The following is a 17,511-nucleotide window of genomic DNA, read 5'->3' as shown; positions in this document are numbered from 1 at the left end:
CTCGGCATGGCCTACGCCTCGCCGCCGGCCACCAGGCGGATGCTGTCGCGCCCGCCGCGCTTGGATTCGTACAGCGCCGCGTCGCCCTGCTCGATCAGCGCCGTCAGGCTGGCCGGCGGCCGGTCGAACAGGCTGGCGCCTATGCTCAGGGTCACCGCCTCGGGGGTGGCGAAGGCCTGCGCGGCGGCCTTGTGGAACTGCTCGCGCAACGCGCTGCCCAGCGCCACCACGCGCTCGCCGGTCATGTCGCCGAGCAGGATGACGAACTCGTCGCCGCCCAGCCGGGCCGCGAGCGCGCGCTCGGGCAGCAGCGCGCGGATCATCTCGCTCAGCATGACCAGCAGCCGGTCTCCGGCAATGTGGCCGTGCAGGTCGTTGACCAGCTTGAAATTGTCGATGTCGATCAGCAGCAACGCGCCCGGCCGCGCGCTGCAGACCTCCTCCAGCAACCGCGGCGCGCGCACCTCCAGGGCGCGGCGGTTGTACAGCGCGGTCAGCGGATCGCGGGCGGCCAGCCGGGCCATGCGCTTCTCGCGGCGGTAGCGCTCGGTGCCGGTCATCGACAGCGCGATCAGCATGATCGCCATCGTCCCTTCCACCAGCGAAACCTGGATGATCGCGCCGCGGAAGGCCGTGAGGTCGATCAGCGTGCCCGGCACCAGCGCCGTCAGCGGCTTGCCCAGGTAGAACAGCCCGTGCAGCAGCAACACGTAGCGCAACTGCCCGGCGCCCACGCTCAGCGACTTGCCGTGGGGCCGCAGCAGCGCGCTGGCGCGCAGCGTCGGCAGCGCCACCAGCAGCGAGTTGGCCAGCAGCATCACCTTCGACCACGCCTGCCCGTCCGGCAACAGCAGCATGGCCGTCCAGGCGACGAAGATCAGGTACCAGGCGCGGGACAGGCGCGCCTCGGTGAAGCGCGCCACGCCCAGCAGGAACAGCCAGTGGGCGATGATCAGCAGGCCGTTGGCGAACCAGATGCCCAGGAGCGGGAAGCCGCCCATGCGCAACAGGGCGAGGGTCGAGCCCACGGCGATGGTGGAAAAGCCCGCGCTCCAGAACAGCAGCGAGGGTTCGCGAACGTTGCGCCACTCGATGGCCAGGTACAGGGCGGCGGCCGCTGCCAGGGCGATCGAGAGGGTCAACATCGTGGGAGGATCGAGCGCCATGACTTCTGGACGGGGCTGCCTGGACGGTGGGGGGCGGATTCTAAGCGTTCGCGGCGTTTTTTCGCAGGGCCTTTCCCGCCCTGCCGACGGGAAGCCCGCGACAAGCCGAAGCCCGCTCCCACGCGCATAGCCGCTTCGCCGGGTCACGCTGGCGAGGCCGCACCTGTCCCGCGGCCCCGGCCAGGGTTCAGAACCGATCCAACCTGTAGGCGTCGAGCCCCGGCAGGCCGTGCGGCGCATTGCCCGTTGCCGGCACGGTTGCCAGCCGGGCGACATGCTCGGCGGTGATCGCCGCCTGGGTCAGGCCCAGGTGCTGATGGCCGAAGGCGAGCAGCACCCTGCCCTCGCACACCCGGTCGATGATCGGCAGCGAGTCCGGCAGCGACGGGCGCATGCCCATCCAGGGCGTGGCCGCCTCGGCGCTCAGGTCGCGGCCGAACAGGCCCTTGCTGAGCCGGTGCAGTTGCCAGGCGCGCTCCATGCTCGGCGGGCTTTCGAGGCCGGCGAACTCCACGGTGCCGGCCAGCCTTAGGCCGTCGGCCATGGGCGTCATGATGAACCGGCGTTCCAGCGAGGTGACGGCGAACGGCAGGCGACCGTGCTCGTGGGGCAGCATCAGGTGATAGCCGCGCTCGGTGTCCAGGGGTACCTTGCGGCCGGTCAGCGCCGCGGTGAGCCCGGCCGAGTGGGCGCCGCAGGCGATCAGCACCTGGCGGGCCCGCAGGCCGCCTTCCGCCGTGGCCAGCGCCACGCCGTCCTGCCGCAGTTGCCCGCCGAGAACCTTGCGCTGGAGGAACTGCACGCCCAGGGCACGGGCGGCGTCCACCAGTTCGCGGACCACGAGGTAGGGGTCGATGAAATGCCCCGTGCGCGGAAAGAACAGCCCGCCCAGCAGGCGCTCGCTGAGTTGCGGGGCGGCGGCGCGCACGGCCTGGGCGGGCCAGAAGTCGACCGGCACCGCCTGCTGGCGCATGCGCGCCTGCAGCGCGTCCAGCGCCTGGCGCGACTCGGCGCGCTCGAACACCAGCAAGGAACCGTCCTCCTTCAACAGGCCGGGGCGCCCGATGGCCGCCAACATCCGCCGCCAGGCCTCCAGGCTGCCCTCGTTGAGCGCGCGGATACCGGCGACGGTGCGGCGGAACGGCGCCGGGCGCAGGTTCAGCAGCAGCCGCACGAACCATGGCAGAGCATGCGGCAGGTACTTCCAGTCCAGGCGTAGCGGGCCCATGGGGTCCATGAGCATGGCCGGCAGGCGCCTGAGGATCGACAGGTCGGCGATGGGGAACACCTGCTCGGTGGCCAGGTGCCCGGCATTGCCGAACGAGGCGCCCTGCCCCGGCGCCTGCTGGTCGACGACCTGCACCCGCAGCCCCTGGCGCGCCAGTTGCAGGGCGCAGGCGACGCCGACGATGCCGGCGCCGATCACGGCGATGTCCGCCTGGGGTTGCGGGCTGTTCGAAGCCTGGACGTCACGCATGTTCCCGGGCTTCCCTCTGGCCATCGAGCAGGCGGCGCAACTGCAGCGGGTTGCCGTGGCGCAGCGCGGCGGGCAGCAGGGCGTCGGGGAAGTCCTGGTAGCAGACCGGGCGCAGGAAACGCAGGATGGCCGCGGTGCCGACCGAGGTGGTGCGCGTATCCGAGGTGGCCGGGAAGGGGCCGCCATGGACCATGGCATCGCACACCTCCACGCCGGTCGGCCAGCCGTTGACCAAGAGGCGACCGGCCTTGCGCTCCAGGGTCGGCAGCAGCGCACGGGCGCTGTCCAGGTCGGCCTCGTCGAGGTGCAGGGTCGCGGTGAGCTGGCCTTCCAGGTGCTCGGCGATCTGGCGCACCTGCTCGCCGTCGGCGCATTCCACGATCAGCGACGCGGCGCCGAACACCTCGGCCTGCAGCGCCGGCTCGGCGAGGAACGCCTGCGCCCGGGTCGCGAACAGATGGGCCTGGCCCTGGTTGGGTCCCTCGCCTTCCAGGCCCTTCGCCAGGACACGCGCCTGGGCCTGCCCGGCCAACGCAGCGACGCCGGCTTCGAAGGCCTGGAAGATCCCCGGCGTCAGCATGGTCTGCGCCGGGCTGCGCCGCACCCGCTCGGCGGCCGCGGCGATGAAGCGCTCCAGCGCCGGCCCCTGGCGGGCGACCACCAGGCCCGGGTTGGTGCAGAACTGGCCAGCGCCCTGGGTCAGCGAGGCGACGAAGCCCTGCGCCAACGCCTCGCCGCGCGCCTGCAGGGCCGCGGGGAAGAGGAACACCGGGTTGATCGAACTCATCTCCGCATACACCGGGATCGGCTCCGGGCGGGACTGGGCCACCTGGCACAGGGCCAGGCCGCCGCTGCGCGAGCCGGTGAAGCCCACCGCCTTGATGCGCGGGTCGGCCACCAGGGCAGTGCCGACCTCGCGGCCGGAGCCGAACAGCAGCGAGAAGACGCCATCCGGCAAGGCGCACCTGGCCACGGCGCGGGCCACGGCGCGCCCCACCAGTTCGCTGGTGCCGGGGTGGGCGCCATGGGCCTTGACCACCACCGGGCAGCCAGCGGCCAGGGCCGAGGCGGTATCGCCGCCGGCAACGGAGAAGGCCAGCGGGAAGTTGCTGGCGCCGAACACGGCCACCGGTCCCAGCGGCACCTGGCGCTGGCGCAGGTCCGGGCGCGGCAGCGGCTGGCGCTCGGGCAGCGCCCTGTCCACCCGCACGTCCAGCCACTCACCGGCGCGCACGGTGCGGGCGAAGGTGCGCAACTGCTGGCAGGTGCGGCCACGCTCGCCCTGGATGCGCTGGCGCGGCAGGCCGGTCTCGGCCATCGCGCGCTCGATCAGTTGCTCGCCCAGGGCCTCGATCTCCTCGGCGATGGTTTCAAGGAAGCCGGCGCGCGCCTCCAGGGAGGTTTCGCGGTAGCGGTCGAAGGCGGCCCAGGCCAGGGCGCAGGCCTGCTCCACCTGCTCGCCGGTGCCGCCGGCATAGGGCGGCTGGAGGGGTTCATTGGTGGCCGGGTCGATGGCCCGGGTCGCCTCGCGGCGCCCGGCGACCGCCTGCTGGCCGATCAGCATGCTGCCTGTAAGGTTCATGGTGCGTCCTGGATCAAGAAAGTGGGCCCCCTGCGCGACGCCCGTCGCGCAGGGGGCGGATCGCGGCGGGGCATCGGGCCCCGCCGCCGGCCGGTTCAGGCGAGGTTCTGCTCGGCCGACCAGTTGGCGTACCACTGGCGGAACAGCGCGTACTGGTTCTCGGCGTAGCGGCGCTGGGCCTCGCTGAGCACGTCGGTTTCGTTGAAGTGCAGGCTGTATTCCCTGTCGCCGTTGAGCACCATCAGGTGCTTGTAGTACAGCACCAGGTCGCAGCCCTCGTCGAAGGAGGAAAGCACCGCCAACGCCGCCTCCAGCTCGCCGGCCAGGCGGCGCGCCTTGACGTCGCCCTTGGCGGCCTGCCTGCTCAGGGCCACCAGTTGCAGCACTTCGCGCGGCAGGGCGTTGCCGATGCCGGTGATGGCGCCGGTGGCGTTGCAGTTGACGAAACCGTGGACCACCTGGGTGTCGACACCGACCATGAGCGTCACCTCGTCGTCCTGGGAGGTGATGTTCTCGGCCGCGTAGCGCAGGTCGGCGCCGCCGCCGAACTCCTTGAAGCCGATCAGGTTGGGGAACTCGCGGCGCAGTTCGAAGAACAGGTCGGCGCGGGTGGCGAAGCCGTAGTAGGGGCTGTTGTAGATCACCGCCGGCAGTTCCGGGGCGGCCGCGAGGATGGCGGAGAAGTGGGCCTTCTGCGCGGCCGGCGAAGCGCCGCGGGAGAGCACGCGGGGAATCACCATCAGGCCGTGGGCGCCGACCCTGGCGGCATGCGCCGCGTGGGACACCGCCTCGCGGGTGTTGACCGCGCCGGTGCCGACGATGGTCGGCACGCCGGCGGCCACCAGGCGCGCCACGCCCTCCTGGCGCTCGGCCTCGGTGAGCAGCGGCCAGTCACCCATGGAGCCGCAGTACACCACCGCGCTCATGCCGACGTCGATCAGCTCGCGGCCCTTGGCGACCAGGGCGTCGAAGTCCGGCTTGCGCTGGGCGGTGCAGGGGGTCATCAGCGCGGGGATGCAGCCGGTGAAGATGTTGTCGCTCATTGTTCGGGCTCCTTGAAGCACTCGTTCGGGTAGGGAAAAACGGCGTGGGGGCTCAGATGCCCCACGCGAAGGGGTCCTGTTCGTCGATCAGCAGGGTGCTGTCGGCGGTCATGTAGGCGCGGCCGGTGATGAACGGGCGGATGCGCTCGCCTTCCCATTCGTAGCGGCCTTCGAAACGGCTGCCGGTGATGCCGGCCTGCACCCAGGCCTGCCCGGGGGCCAGCTTGCCGTCGGCGGCCAGGCACGCCAGCTTGGCGCTGGTGCCGGTGCCGCAGGGCGAACGGTCGTAGGCCTTGCCCGGGCACATGACAAAGTTGCGGCTGTCGGCCTCCTCGTCGTCGGCGAACAGCTCGACGTGGTCGATCGGCGCGCCGCCTTCGCCGTGGATGCCCTGGGCCTCCAGGGCCTGGAGCAGCGCCCAGGTGAAGTCGGTCAGCGCCTCGACGTTGTCCAGCGCCAGCCGCTGGCCATGCTCGGATACCAGGAAGAACCAGTTGCCGCCCCAGGCGATGTCGCCGTACACCCGGCCGTGGCCGGGCACCTCCACCGGCACCTGCCGGCGGTAGCGGTAGGCCGGCACGTTGCCGATGGTGACGGCGCCGTCCTCGTGCAGGGTGGCGCTGACCGGGCCCACCGGGGTGTCGATCTTGTGCACGCCCGGGCCGATCAGCCCCAGGTGCTGCAGCGAGGCGACCAGGCCGATGGTGCCGTGGCCGCACATGTTCAGGTAGCCGGCGTTGTTGAAGAAGATCACCCCGCAGGTGGCGCCCGCCGACACCGGCTCGCAATACAGCGCGCCCACCAGCACGTCGTTGCCGCGCGGTTCCAGCAGGCAGGCGCGGCGCCAGTGGTCATGCTGCTCGCGCAGGGCGTTGCGCTTCTCGGCCAGGTTGGCGCCGGCCAGCTCGGGGAAGCCTTTCATCACCAGGCGGGTGGGTTCGCCGCCGGTGTGGGAGTCGATGATGTGTACGCGTTTCATGTAGCCGTCCAGTGAGAGAGCCCGAAGGCGTTGAGGGCGCGGGCCGTCAGGACGAAGCCTGGGCGTAGCCGCCCAGGGGGTGCTGGTCGCCGGCCACGTCGGCCTCGGCGTCGCTTTCATCGTCGCCGCTCAGGCGAACCAGGTGGGCAGGCACGCCGGTGGCCGCGCCCCAGTAGTAGATGCCCATGGCGCAGGCGGCCACGGCCAGGGTGTCGAACGGGTGGCCGAGCACGCCGATGCCACCGAAGCTGCCGAGCCAGGACAGCACGATGGTCACGGCATAGAAGCCGATCAGCCAGGCCGAGGAGCGCACCTGCTGGCGCAGGTCCAGGTGGCGGGTCGGCACGAAGCGGCCGCACAGCAGGTACACCACGAACATCAGGATCTGCAGGCCGAGCAGCCAGGACACCGTGCCCCAGCCCGACCAGTAGACGATCAGCGCGGCGATGATGAAGGACAGCGGGCCGAGCACGCCCATGCCCTTGACCAGGAACGGGCGCGGCATGCCGGGCGCGCTGCGGCGCAGGGCGGCCACCGAGACCGGCGCCACGGCGTAGCTGAGCACCAGCGCGGCCGACACCACGTTGATCAGCGCTTCCCAGGAGGGGAACGGTAGGGTCCAGAACACCGACAGGCCGAAGGTCAGCCACAGCGCCGGGCGCGGGATGCCGGACTTTTCGTCGACGCGGGTGAACAGCTTGAAGAAGGTCCCGGTCTGCGCCCAGCCATAGATCACCCGCGGGGTGGCGTTCATGTAGATGTTGCCGCAGCCGCTGGGGGAGATCACCGCATCGGCCACCACCAGGTAGGCCAGCCAACCCACCCCAAGGGCCAGGGCAATGTCGCGGTAAGGCAGGGCCAGTTGCCTGGACACGCTGGCCCAGCCGTTGGCCAGCATTTCCGTGGGCACGCCGCCGAGGAAGGCCGTTTGCAGCAGCACGTAGATGGCGGTGGAGAGCAGCACGGAAAGGATCAGCGCGAAGGGGATGGTGCGCTGCGGGTTCTTCACCTCGCTGGCCACCGAGATGATCGGCGTCAGCCCCAGGTAGGCGAAGATGACGCCACCGGCGGAAACCGCCATCTCCACGCCCGACAGGCCGAAGGGCGCGAAGCCCTGGGCCGAGAAGTTCTCCGGCTTGAAGAAGCAGAACAGCACGCCGATGACCAGCAGCGGCACGATGAACTTGAACATGCTGATCAGGTTGTTGGCCTTGGCGAAAGTCTTCACGCTGCGGTAGTTGAGCAGGAAGAACAGACAAAGCAGGCCGAACTGCACCAGCCAGCCGATGGCCGTGGGGTCGCTGGAGCCGGACTTGGTCAGCCCGGGGAACCAGGCGGCCGCGTACTGGCGGGAGGCGACGACCTCGATCGCCACCAGGCTGGAGAAGGCGATCAGGGTGATGAAGCCCATCAGGTAGCCCAGCAGCGGGCCGTGCGAGTACACCGGGTAGCGCACCACGCCACCGGCGCGCGGCAGGGCCGCCCCCAGCTCGCAGTAGACGATGCCCAGCAGCAGCACGGCGAACCCGCCCAGCAGCCAGGAGAAGATCCCTGCCGGGCCGGCGATGGCGGAAACGTGGCTGGCCGCGAACAACCAGCCGGAGCCGAAGATGGCTCCCAGCCCGATAAACGTAAGGTCCATCAACGAGAGTTGCTTCTTGAACTTGCCTGACATGGCGTTGCCTTCTTGTGCGTTGTTGGATAGGCAGATGCATTGCCACTCGACGCTGCGCTCCGGGTGCTGCCCGCAGGGACGAGTCGGCCGGCGGCAACCGCTTGTTCTATGAAGTTCGGCTGCACGCGTTGGCCATAGAGTGGACCGGGGCGGCGCCGGCGCGCTTGATGGTTTTCTTCAGCACGAATGACGAAATCGGCACAATTGCCCCGCTCGTCCGCGCCTGGATCACGCCGCCTCTGCATACCCTCGACAGGCTGCGAGCCTTGCGGCAAGCTGCCCGGCAGCTTGTTGCCAGGCGGCTTTCAGGAGGCTGGAAACCATGTCGCAGAACGTGCTCGCCATGCTGTGCCAGGGGCATGAACTGCAGCGCCCGGAGAGCATGGAGGCGTTGCTGGCCAGCGTGTCGATGCTGCTGCCGATGCTGGACGTGATCCCCAATGCCGCGATCTTCATCAAGGACACCCAGGCGCGCTACGTCATGGCCAACCGCACGCTGGTCCAGCGCTGCGGCCTGAAGCAGTTGCAGCCGCTGCTGGGCAAGACCAGCGCCGAGGTGTTCCCGGCGCAACTGGGGCCGGGCTATACCGAGCAGGATCGCCGCGTGCTGGAACACGGCCAGGTACTGGAAGACAAACTGGAACTGCACCTGTACGGCAGCCGCGAGCCGGGCTGGTGCCTGACGCACAAGCGGCCGCTGTACAACCGCGACGGCGAGATCATCGGCCTGGTGGGCATCTCGGTGGACCTGCAGTCGGCCAGCGCCACCCACCCGGCCTACCAGCGCCTTGCCGCGGTGGACGAATACATCCGCGCGCACTTCCACCAGCCCATCAGCCTGGACGAACTGACGCGCATCACCGACCTCTCCGTGGCCCAGCTCGAGCGCTACTGCAAGCGCGTGTTCCACCTGACGCCACGGCAGCTGATCCACAAGGTGCGCCTGGAGCACGCCCACCGGCTGCTGCACACCGACCTGCCGATCACCGAAGTCGCCCTGCAGTGCGGCTATACCGACCACAGCGCGTTCAGCCGGCAGTTCAAGCAACTGACCGGTTTCACTCCGCGGCAATACCGCCAGGCGACCGGCCTCGAAGACTAGCGGGCTCGCCGCCGCTCCCCCGCCCGGCAACGAACGTCGGAAGCCGAAACCCGGCGACGGCCCGGCTGCTATTTTTCACGACGGACTTCCGAACCTTCGATTCCAGAGGAGATGCAGCATGGACCAGTTCACCGGCGGTTGCCTGTGCGGCAACGTCCGCTTCGTGGCCTCGGGGCGCCCCTACCGGGTCGGCCTCTGCCACTGCCTCGACTGCCGCAAGCACCATGGCGCGCTGTTCCACGCCTCGGCGATATTCCCCGAGGCGGCGGTAAGCATCGAGGGCGAAACCCGCGACTACGCGGGGCGCTTCTTCTGCCCGCGCTGCGGCTCGTCGGTGTTCCTGCGCAGCGCCGACGAGGTGGAAGTGAACCTGGGTGCCCTGGATGCCCCGGACCAGTTCGTGCCGACCTACGAACTCTGGACCCTTCGCCGCGAATCCTGGCTGCCGGCGTTCCCGCTGGCCAGGCACTACGAGCGCGACCGCGAGGGCACCGGCCGCTTCGAGGAGTAGGCGGCCACACCCACAGCACAACGGACGAAAAACGCAGCCCACGGACAATTCGCGCCGTGATTTTCCCGGCGCCGCGAACTGTAATATCCCGGTTCGCAACGATGCCGATAGTAGCCCCCGCCAACCCGTTCGAAGAGGCTACATCGTGCTGCATCGTGTTCTGTTCTCCCTGTCCGCCCTCAGCCTGTCCATCGCCGCCCACGCCGCCGAGACCTATACCCTCGACACCCCGCGACTGACCGGCATGGACAACTTCCGCGACATCGCCGGAACCACCACCGCCTACACCACCGCCAACGACGGCACCATGCGCTCCGGGGTGTTCTACCGCTCCAACGCGCTGACGCCCACGGCCTCGGACCTGACCACGCTCGATGGCCTGGGCATCAGCAACGTTTTCGACCTGCGCACCGCCAGCGAAATCGCCGCTACGCCCGACACCCTGCCCGCCGGCGCCGCCTACCGCAACATCGACATCATCGGCAGCACCACCTCCGGGGCGAACGTCACCAACATCGCCTTCGGCAGCGCCGCCGAGGCGGTGGCGATGATGGAAGAAACCAACCGCGCCTTCGTCAGCGACGCCGGCATGCGCAGCCAGTTCGCCGAGCTGTTCAACGAACTGGCCGCGGCCGACGGCGCCGCCCTCTTCCACTGCACCGCCGGCAAGGACCGCACCGGCTGGACCGCCGCCGTGCTGCTGAGCATCGCCGGGGTGGACAACGCCACCATCATGGCCAACTACCTGGCCACCAACGACTACACCGCCCAGCGCATCGCCGCGACCCTGGCGGCGCTGCCACCGAGCATGGCAGCCGTTTATGCGCCCCTGCTCGGCGTGCAGGCCAGCTACCTGCAGGCCGGCCTGGACGAAGTGGTGGCCCGGTACGGCAGCATGGACAACTACCTCAAGCAAGGCCTGGGCCTGTCCCAGGAAACCCTCTACGTGCTGCGCGGCAAGATGGTCTACTACAACAGCCTGCCCGGCATGGAAGGCCTGGCCGGCAACGCCGCCGCCGGCGCGCAACTGCTGCAGCAACTGCAGAACAGCAGCCTCTCCGGCGCCTACAGCGCCTACAACTACTACCTGCAGTCGGCCATCGACGCCGGCAGCCTGGGCGGCGTCGAGTCCACCGTCGGCGGCCAGGCCCACGCCGATGCCGCCAGCTACCTGCTGCGCCAGGACGCGCTGATCGACAGGGCCGCCGCGCCCTTCGCCAGCGGCACCGACCTCAAGCCCGGCCAGCGCCGCCTGTGGAGCACCGCCCTGGCCGGCTACCAGGGCAACGACGGCTCGTCCCGGGCCGCCAGCAGCAACGAGCACACCCAGGGCCTGATGGTCGGCCTGACCCAGCGCTTCAGCGAACAGCTCAGCGCCAACGCCGGCTTCGGCTACAGCCGCGGCAGCGTCGGCGGCGCGGGCGGCGAGGTGGACACCGACCTGACCTTCCTCCGCGCCGGCGCGCGCTTCGCCCCGGGCAGCCTGGAGCAGGGCCTGTTCGTCGACGCCGACCTGAGCACCGGCTGGCTCGACTACGACAGCAAGCGTGAGCTGGGCGGCGGCCTGGGCACCGCCAAGGGCGACAGCCACGGCACCCTCAGCGGCGCCGGCGTGGCGCTGGGCTACCGCATCCCGGTGCGCGACGCGATCCTAGAACCGAGCCTGGGCGTGCGCATCAGCCACCTGGACCTGTCCGGCTTCCAGGAAAAAGGCAGCGAACTGGCCCTGGACATCGACGGCATCGAGCAGACCCGCCGCAGCGCCGTCGCCAACCTGAAGGTGAGCTTCATGCCCATCGCCCTGAGCGGCGGCTGGCAACTGGTGCCGGGCCTGGACCTGGGCTACGACCACGCGCTGGGCGACTACAAGGTCGACAGCGAAGGCCACCTGCTGGGCCTGGACGTCGCCCAGCGCGCCGCCTTCGACAACCGCGACCAGTTCAGCGGCGCGGTGAACGCCATGGCCAGCCTCGGCGACCTGAGCTTCGGCGCGGAAGTCGGCGCCCTGAGCGGCAGCGGTAGCCACGGCTACAGCGGCAGCCTCAAGGCCAGCTACCAGTTCTGACCGCCCGCCCTGCCCGGCCGACCGGCCGGGCATCGCTAGTGGCGGATGCCCTTGCGCACGTCCGCCGGGCTCAGCCCGAAGGCGCCCTGGAAGTACTGGCAGAAGCGGCCGACGTTGCTGAAGCCCAGGCCCAGGGCGATTTCGCTGACCGAGGGCGAAGCGTCCTGGCGCAGCGCGTCGTACGCCCGCTCCAGGCGGACCTGGCGCTGGTAGGCGACGATGGAACTGCCGACGAAGCGCCGGAAGCCCTCCTGCAGGGCGCGCAGGCTGACGTTCGTCAGCGCCGCCAGCTCGCCGCCGCTGACCAGGACCTCGGGGTGCTCGCGGATGTATTCCACGGCCAGCTTCACGTGGCGCGGCGCAATCAGCGGCCCCGGCCGGCGCAGCGCCTCGCTGTAGTTGTGCGGCCAGGCCTCCAGCACCGAATCCACCAGCATCTCCTGCAGGCGAGCGGGCATCAGCGCGCTGGAACTGGCCAGGGCGTCGAACTCCGCGCCGGTGGCCAGGCCGACGATCGCCTTGATCCCCTGGAAGGCTTCCACCTTCAAGTCCACCACCGGCTGGAAGCGCACCGGGCGCACCACCGGGCGGCCGAGCAGCGTGGCGAGCCGCCTGGCGAACAGCCCGCGGCGCACCGACAGCCCATACTGCGCATGGCCGTCGCCGAAGCCCACCGAGCGCACCGCGGCCTTCTCGATGGCCAGGCCGACCTGGGGCACGCCCACGGTCTCGCTCGCCTGGTTGAACACGATGCACCCGGCGGTGGGAAAGACGAAGGTGATCTCGTCATCCATGTCGGGCAGCGCGGTGAGGAAGTCGCCGCGAAAGCTCAGGCGCCGGAAGCTGACGCCCTCGTAGCGCCCGTAGACGCCGGCGATGGCGACCTTGCGCCGCAGGGGCGGAAGGCCGGAATAGAGATCGCCGAACATCCGCGTGAACAGCGCGCCGAACTCGTCGGCGTGCATGTCCTCGGAACGGATGAGAAACGGCCTGCGCGAAGTACCTGTGTCCACCTTGCTGCCCCATCTGCCGGCAATGCCAGGAAGCCGCCCGCACCTCGGCGGGCAGCATGCGGGCGCCAGGGTAGCGGCCGCGGATTACAACGATGTGATACCGCGCCCTCCTCCCAAAGTCCGCCCCTGCAGCATGAGCGAGCATGGCTTTTCGTAGGATGGGTTGAGCTTGCGAAACCCATGCGGTTGCGCTGATGGGTATCGCTTCGCTCAACACCATCCTACGACGACGTCTCTCCCGCACCCGTAGGAGCGGACTCCGTCCGCGATTGCGCCGAACGGCCTAATGGGAAGACACATACACCCCCTCCCCATGCACCGGCGGAATCGCAAAACTCTCCCGCATCCTCCTGGCCTCCACCTGCGGCGAACGCCCGAACAACCGCTTGAACTCCCGGTTGAACTGCGACGGGCTGGCGTAGCCCACGGCATGGCTGGCGGCCTGCGCCGTCATGCCCTGGCGCACGATCAGCAGCCGCGCCTGGTGCAACCGGGTGCACTTCACGTACTGCATGGGCGAGGTCTGGGTGATCGCCTTGAAATGGCTGTGGAACGAAGGAACGCTCATGCCGGCCTCCTCGGCCAGCTGCGGCAAGTCGAGCGGCTGCGCGTAATCGGTGTGGATGCGCCGCAGCGCCCTGGCGATCCGCCCGAACCGCCCCTGCATGGCCAGCGCCGCGCGCATGGCGGTGCCCTGGGCGCCGGTCAGCACGCGGAAATACAGCTCGCGCAGCAAGGCCGGGCCGAGCACCGTCGCCTCCAGCGGGTCGTTCAGCGCCGCCAGGAAGCGCAGGACGGAAGCGGCGAGCGCGTCATCCATGGGGCTCGACATCATGCTGCGCGGCGCCTCCTTCGGCGAGGGCGCCTGCTGCTGGTCGATCTGGATCATCAGCTCGGCGGCGAGCTGAAAATCCAGGTGCAGGTAGATGGCCAGCAGCGGGCGCTCGGCCGTCGCGTCCGTTTCCATGGTGAAGGGCACCGGCACGGCGACGGCTAGGTAATGCTGCTCGTCGTACACATACACCTGATCGCCGAAATACCCGCGCTTGCAGCCCTGGCACACGATCACGATGCCGGGGTCGTAGAGCACGGGCGTCCGCGCCAGGGGCCGGTCCGACCTCAGGATGCGCACGCTGGCCAGCGACGTGAGGTTGTACCCCTCGTTGGGGGCCAGCGCCTCTAGCAGGGCGACCATGCGTTCTCGCTCCGAGGGATGATGTCGATTCATAGAATTAGGCAATAAAGTCAGAAGATGCGGTCTCTGAAACAGGCCGGCGGATAAGTATTGTGCGCTCATCCCCACTGAAATGGAGCCACCGCCATGTCACCTCACAAAACCCTGTTGATCACCGGAGCCAGCAGCGGCTTCGGGCTGGCCCTCGCCCAGGAGGCACTGGCGGACGGCCACCGCGTGGTGGGCACCGTCCGCAGCGAACAGGCCAAGGCCGCGCTGGAAGCCCTGGCCCCCGGCCGGGCGCTGGGGCGCCTGCTGGACGTGACCGACTTCGCGGCCATCGAGCCGCTGGTCGCCGAGGTCGAAAAGACCGTCGGCCCGCTGGATGTGCTGGTGAACAGCGCCGGCTACGGTCACGAAGGCATCCTCGAAGAATCCCCGCTGGCGGAAATGCGCCGGCAGTTCGACGTGAATGTGTTCGGCGCCGTTGCGATGATGAAGGCGGTGCTGCCATACATGCGCCAGCGGCGCCGCGGCCATATCCTCAACATCACCTCGATGGGCGGCTTCATCACCCTGCCCGGCATTGCCTACTACTGCGGCAGCAAGTTCGCCCTGGAGGGCATATCAGAAGTGGTGGGCAAGGAAGTCGAAGGCTTCGGCATCGCCGTGACCGCCGTCGCGCCCGGCTCCTTCCGCACCGACTGGGCCGGCCGCTCCATGGTCCGCAGCCCCCGCAGCATCGCCGACTACGACGCACTCTTCGACCCCGTGCGCCAGGCGCGCCAGGAAAAAAGCGGCAAGCAGCTGGGCGACCCAAGGAAAGCAGCCAGGGCCATGCTGGAAGCGATCGGCTCGGCAAATCCCCCCGCCCACCTGCTGCTGGGCAGCGATGCACTCGGCCTGGTGCGCCAGAAACTGGAGGCGCTGGAAGAGGAAATAGCGGCCTGGGAAGCCACCACCCGTTCCACGGATGGATGAGGCGTCGGCCTGCACGCGAATCGCGGACAGAGTCCGCTCTTACCCCTTCCGGCAGATATGACACCCCGTAGGATGGGTTGAGCGAAGCGATACCCATCACCACGACCGCATGGGTTTCGCCAAGGCTCAACCCATCCTACGAAGAGCGCCCCGGCGCGGCCTGCAAGACAGTTGCTCCTACAGGTTGACGCCGAACCTCCCGCCCGCGCCGGACAGCCCCCTCTCCCGCTTGCGGGAGAGGGTTGGGGAGAGGGCGCTCTTGAACCCGACGCCCAAGCCACCGGTAAACCCCATTCGCGAGCAAGCTCGCTCCTACGCCGCCCCACCCACGCCACTCCCCTGTAAGAGCGCGCCCTGCGCGCGAATCGCGGGCAGGGCCCGCTACGGTTCCAGGCAGCACGGCTTTTCGTAGGATGGCGTTGAGCGAAGCGATACCCATCAGCGCAACCGCATGGGTTTCGCAAGCTCAACCCATCCTACGAAGAGCGCCTCGGCGCAAGATAGTTGCTCCTACCGGCCAGCCACCAGAGCCTTCTCCCGCGCCAGCCCGTACAACTGCCTCGCCTCGCCCACCAACGGCACCAGGGCGGAGGCCAGGCGCGACGTCTCGTGCACCAGCACGTCGCCGACGTCATGCACTTCCAGCACCCGCAACAGGTCCTCCAGCGCATTCAGCCGGCGTTCGGCCACATCGTAGATATGTTCCGCCGGCGCGGCGGTATCGACATAGAGCACGCCCTCGGACGCCTGGGCCTGCAACGCAACCAGCCTGCGATCAGCCATGGCGCACCTCCCGGGGGAAGGCGAAGGACGAATGGGACAACGGGGGATACACGACAGACACGAAGTGATACGGCATTTCCATTGCTCCTTAGTACGGAGGAAGGAACCGCCAACCCGGGAATGGGTGGCGGATCGTGCGGGGTCGCAGTACCGGCGAGAGAAGCAAGAACCGGCCAGGCCGAAGCCCGCCCCACACGACCCGCCATAACTGCATCTCGCAGCAGGCAAGAAAAAGCGCCTGTGCAAGGTGCATCGGCGCTTCGTGCACTCCTCTACTCGACCGGACTGCGATCCGGGCCACGGGATTGACCATGGCGGAAGGGAATCTAGCGAGGGGGCTTGTAGGCTCACAAGGGAGAATGTGGGTGGGAAATTTCAGGAGAATCCATGAAGGCCAGGAGCGGGCCGGCGCCGGGCTCCTGGCCGGTGAAGGTGTGCAGCCCATCCGGGCGGGCCGGACCGTCAGTAATCCCAGAAGGCCGCAATCCAACGGAAGGCATCGCCGTCGACGGCCACCCGGCCAACGGAGGGGAACAGCAGGTGCGTGGCCACCAGCAGCTCGCCGCTGGCCGCCGCCTCCTGCATAAGACGGACGCGCACGCGCACCGATTCCTCGGGGTCGTGCTCGAAGCCGTTGTGCCAGTCGGGGTGGTCGAAGGCCACCGGGAACAGGGCGTCGCCGGCGAAGGTCAGGCGCTCGCCGGCGGATGTCACATGGACCACGCTATGCCCCGGCGTGTGGCCGCCGGTGAGCCTGACGACCACGCCCGGCGCAACCTCGTGCTCATCCTCGAAGGTATGCAGCTTGTCGCGGTATGCCTCCATGAACTGCCCGGCAGTCGCGCGCAGGACGTCCGGCACCGGCGCCGGCATGGAGGTGAGGGAGAAATCGGGCGCCGCCCAGAACGCCACCTCGGTGGCCGCGACGTGGATGCGCACATCCGGGCGCAGCCGGTTCTTCACCTCGTCGACGAGCAGCCCGCCGATATGGTCCATATGCATGTGGGTGATCACCACGTCGGTCACCGACGCCAGGTTGATACCGGCCGCCTCCAGGCGCCGGGGGAACTGCCCGGCCCGCGGAAAACCGGGGAACTGCCCGCCCAGGCCGGCGTCGACCAGAATGGTCTGCTCGCCGCTGCGCACCACCAGCACGTTCAGCGCCCAGTCGAACGCCTCCGGGCCCAGGAACATGTCCTTGAACCAGGCCGCGCGGGCGGCCGGCTCGGCATTGGTGGACATGGTCGCGGTCGGCAGCGGCAGCACCCCATCGCTGACCACCAGCACGTCGATCTCGCCGACCCGCAGCGCATAGCGCGAAGGCACCAGCTCTTCCCTCTCCTGGTGTTGTGCATTCTTTTGGGTGGAATTCTTTTGGGCGGAATTCTTTTGGACGGAATAGTTCAGATGCATGTTCATGACGTTTCCTCGGAAGAAGTGGCCAATAACCTGGAAGTCGTTCCTTCGGGCTCGGCTGGGCGATAGGCGAGCGCCGAAATGCAGGGCCGTTGCAGCGAATCGTCCGCTGTGAACCCATGCTATTGGCGGGGACTTCCTGGCGCACTTCTCCATCGGGACGGCAGGGCTATACCTCTGTGGCGGGGGGATATACGAAGGTATTTCTATCAGTAGCCCAGCCCCGCCAGTATCTCCCCCCACCGACTTGGCGGCCGGGCGCCCGTAGAAGGCCAGCAGGCGGTCGGCGCGGTTGGTGAAGAAGCCGTCCACGCCGGCCTCGGACAGGCGCTTGAAGTCCACGTCGGAATCCACCGCGTAGGAGCGAGCTTGCTCGCGAATGAACCCCGCAGCGGAGTCTGTTCGCGAGCAAGCTCGCGCCTACGATGCGCCCTCCTCCGAGCCCACCTGTAGGAGCGGGCCCTGCCCGCGATTCGCGCGCAGGGCGCGCTCCTACATTTATTGGCGCGCCATGGCTGATGCGGCGGCGCGCCGGGGGTCAAGG

At 69.0% G+C, this 17,511-nt stretch carries 14 protein-coding genes; 4 read left to right on the top strand and 10 right to left on the bottom strand.

Going from position 1 to position 17,511, the window contains the following annotated elements:
• Positions 1-11: 11 nt before the first annotated feature.
• The 6 genes from IG194_RS26495 to IG194_RS26470 all read right to left on the bottom strand — a co-directional run bounded on the left by IG194_RS26495 (position 12) and on the right by IG194_RS26470 (position 7,922).
• The gene (locus IG194_RS26495) at positions 12-1,166 is read right to left on the bottom strand and encodes a GGDEF domain-containing protein (RefSeq protein WP_083540398.1); all 1,155 of its coding nucleotides are present in this window, start codon (positions 1,164-1,166) and stop codon (positions 12-14) included.
• A 187-nt stretch (positions 1,167-1,353) separates the two neighbouring features.
• Positions 1,354-2,643: an NAD(P)/FAD-dependent oxidoreductase gene (locus IG194_RS26490; RefSeq protein WP_058489218.1), complete on the bottom strand. Its 1,290-nt coding sequence runs from the start codon at positions 2,641-2,643 to the stop codon at positions 1,354-1,356.
• Entirely contained in the window at positions 2,636-4,225 is a 1,590-nt protein-coding gene (locus IG194_RS26485; protein ID WP_058489217.1) for an aldehyde dehydrogenase (NADP(+)), read from the bottom strand. Before IG194_RS26485 ends, IG194_RS26490 begins: the two co-directional genes overlap by 8 nt.
• A gap of 95 nt (positions 4,226-4,320) precedes the next feature.
• Positions 4,321-5,268, bottom strand: coding sequence for a dihydrodipicolinate synthase family protein (locus IG194_RS26480; RefSeq protein ID WP_009619556.1), 948 nt, complete (start codon positions 5,266-5,268; stop codon positions 4,321-4,323).
• A 52-nt stretch (positions 5,269-5,320) separates the two neighbouring features.
• Positions 5,321-6,247 (bottom strand): 4-hydroxyproline epimerase, encoded by a 927-nt coding sequence (locus tag IG194_RS26475; protein ID WP_058489216.1) that lies wholly within the window; start codon positions 6,245-6,247, stop codon positions 5,321-5,323.
• A 46-nt stretch (positions 6,248-6,293) separates the two neighbouring features.
• Entirely contained in the window at positions 6,294-7,922 is a 1,629-nt protein-coding gene (locus IG194_RS26470) for an APC family permease (protein WP_058489215.1), read from the bottom strand.
• Positions 7,923-8,244: 322 nt separating this feature from the next.
• Here IG194_RS26470 and IG194_RS26465 point away from each other — a divergent pair, with 322 nt between their 5' ends.
• The 3 genes from IG194_RS26465 to IG194_RS26455 all read left to right on the top strand — a co-directional run bounded on the left by IG194_RS26465 (position 8,245) and on the right by IG194_RS26455 (position 11,600).
• Positions 8,245-9,024 (top strand): AraC family transcriptional regulator, encoded by a 780-nt coding sequence (locus IG194_RS26465; protein WP_009619550.1) that lies wholly within the window; start codon positions 8,245-8,247, stop codon positions 9,022-9,024.
• 118 nt (positions 9,025-9,142) lie between these two features.
• Positions 9,143-9,535: a GFA family protein gene (locus IG194_RS26460; protein WP_009619548.1), complete on the top strand. Its 393-nt coding sequence runs from the start codon at positions 9,143-9,145 to the stop codon at positions 9,533-9,535.
• Positions 9,536-9,680: 145 nt separating this feature from the next.
• Positions 9,681-11,600 carry a tyrosine-protein phosphatase gene (locus IG194_RS26455; RefSeq protein ID WP_058489214.1) on the top strand — a complete coding sequence of 640 codons (1,920 nt, stop codon included), beginning with the start codon at positions 9,681-9,683 and terminating at the stop codon, positions 11,598-11,600.
• Between the two features lie 35 nt (positions 11,601-11,635).
• Here IG194_RS26455 and IG194_RS26450 read toward each other — a convergent pair whose 3' ends face one another.
• Both IG194_RS26450 and IG194_RS26445 read right to left on the bottom strand, forming a co-directional pair.
• On the bottom strand, positions 11,636-12,565 hold the full coding sequence (locus IG194_RS26450; RefSeq protein WP_058489213.1) for an AraC family transcriptional regulator: 930 nt from the start codon (positions 12,563-12,565) through the stop codon (positions 11,636-11,638).
• 331 nt (positions 12,566-12,896) lie between these two features.
• On the bottom strand, positions 12,897-13,841 hold the full coding sequence (locus IG194_RS26445) for an AraC family transcriptional regulator (protein ID WP_141679822.1): 945 nt from the start codon (positions 13,839-13,841) through the stop codon (positions 12,897-12,899).
• A 93-nt stretch (positions 13,842-13,934) separates the two neighbouring features.
• Here IG194_RS26445 and IG194_RS26440 point away from each other — a divergent pair, with 93 nt between their 5' ends.
• A complete protein-coding gene (locus IG194_RS26440; protein ID WP_058489212.1) occupies positions 13,935-14,768 on the top strand; it encodes an oxidoreductase in 834 nt (277 codons plus the stop codon).
• Between the two features lie 510 nt (positions 14,769-15,278).
• Here the strand turns inward: IG194_RS26440 and IG194_RS26435 are convergent.
• Positions 15,279-15,551 carry a hypothetical protein gene (locus IG194_RS26435; protein ID WP_009619536.1) on the bottom strand — a complete coding sequence of 91 codons (273 nt, stop codon included), beginning with the start codon at positions 15,549-15,551 and terminating at the stop codon, positions 15,279-15,281.
• 462 nt (positions 15,552-16,013) lie between these two features.
• Positions 16,014-16,970 (bottom strand): MBL fold metallo-hydrolase, encoded by a 957-nt coding sequence (locus tag IG194_RS26430; protein WP_058489211.1) that lies wholly within the window; start codon positions 16,968-16,970, stop codon positions 16,014-16,016.
• Positions 16,971-17,511 lie beyond the last annotated feature (541 nt).

Source organism: Pseudomonas sp. ADPe (assembly GCF_014843515.1).
Classification (GTDB): Bacteria; Pseudomonadota; Gammaproteobacteria; order Pseudomonadales; family Pseudomonadaceae; genus Pseudomonas; species Pseudomonas citronellolis.
Note: the sequence above shows the minus strand (reverse complement) of the source record. Positions and strands in the feature narration are given on the sequence as shown.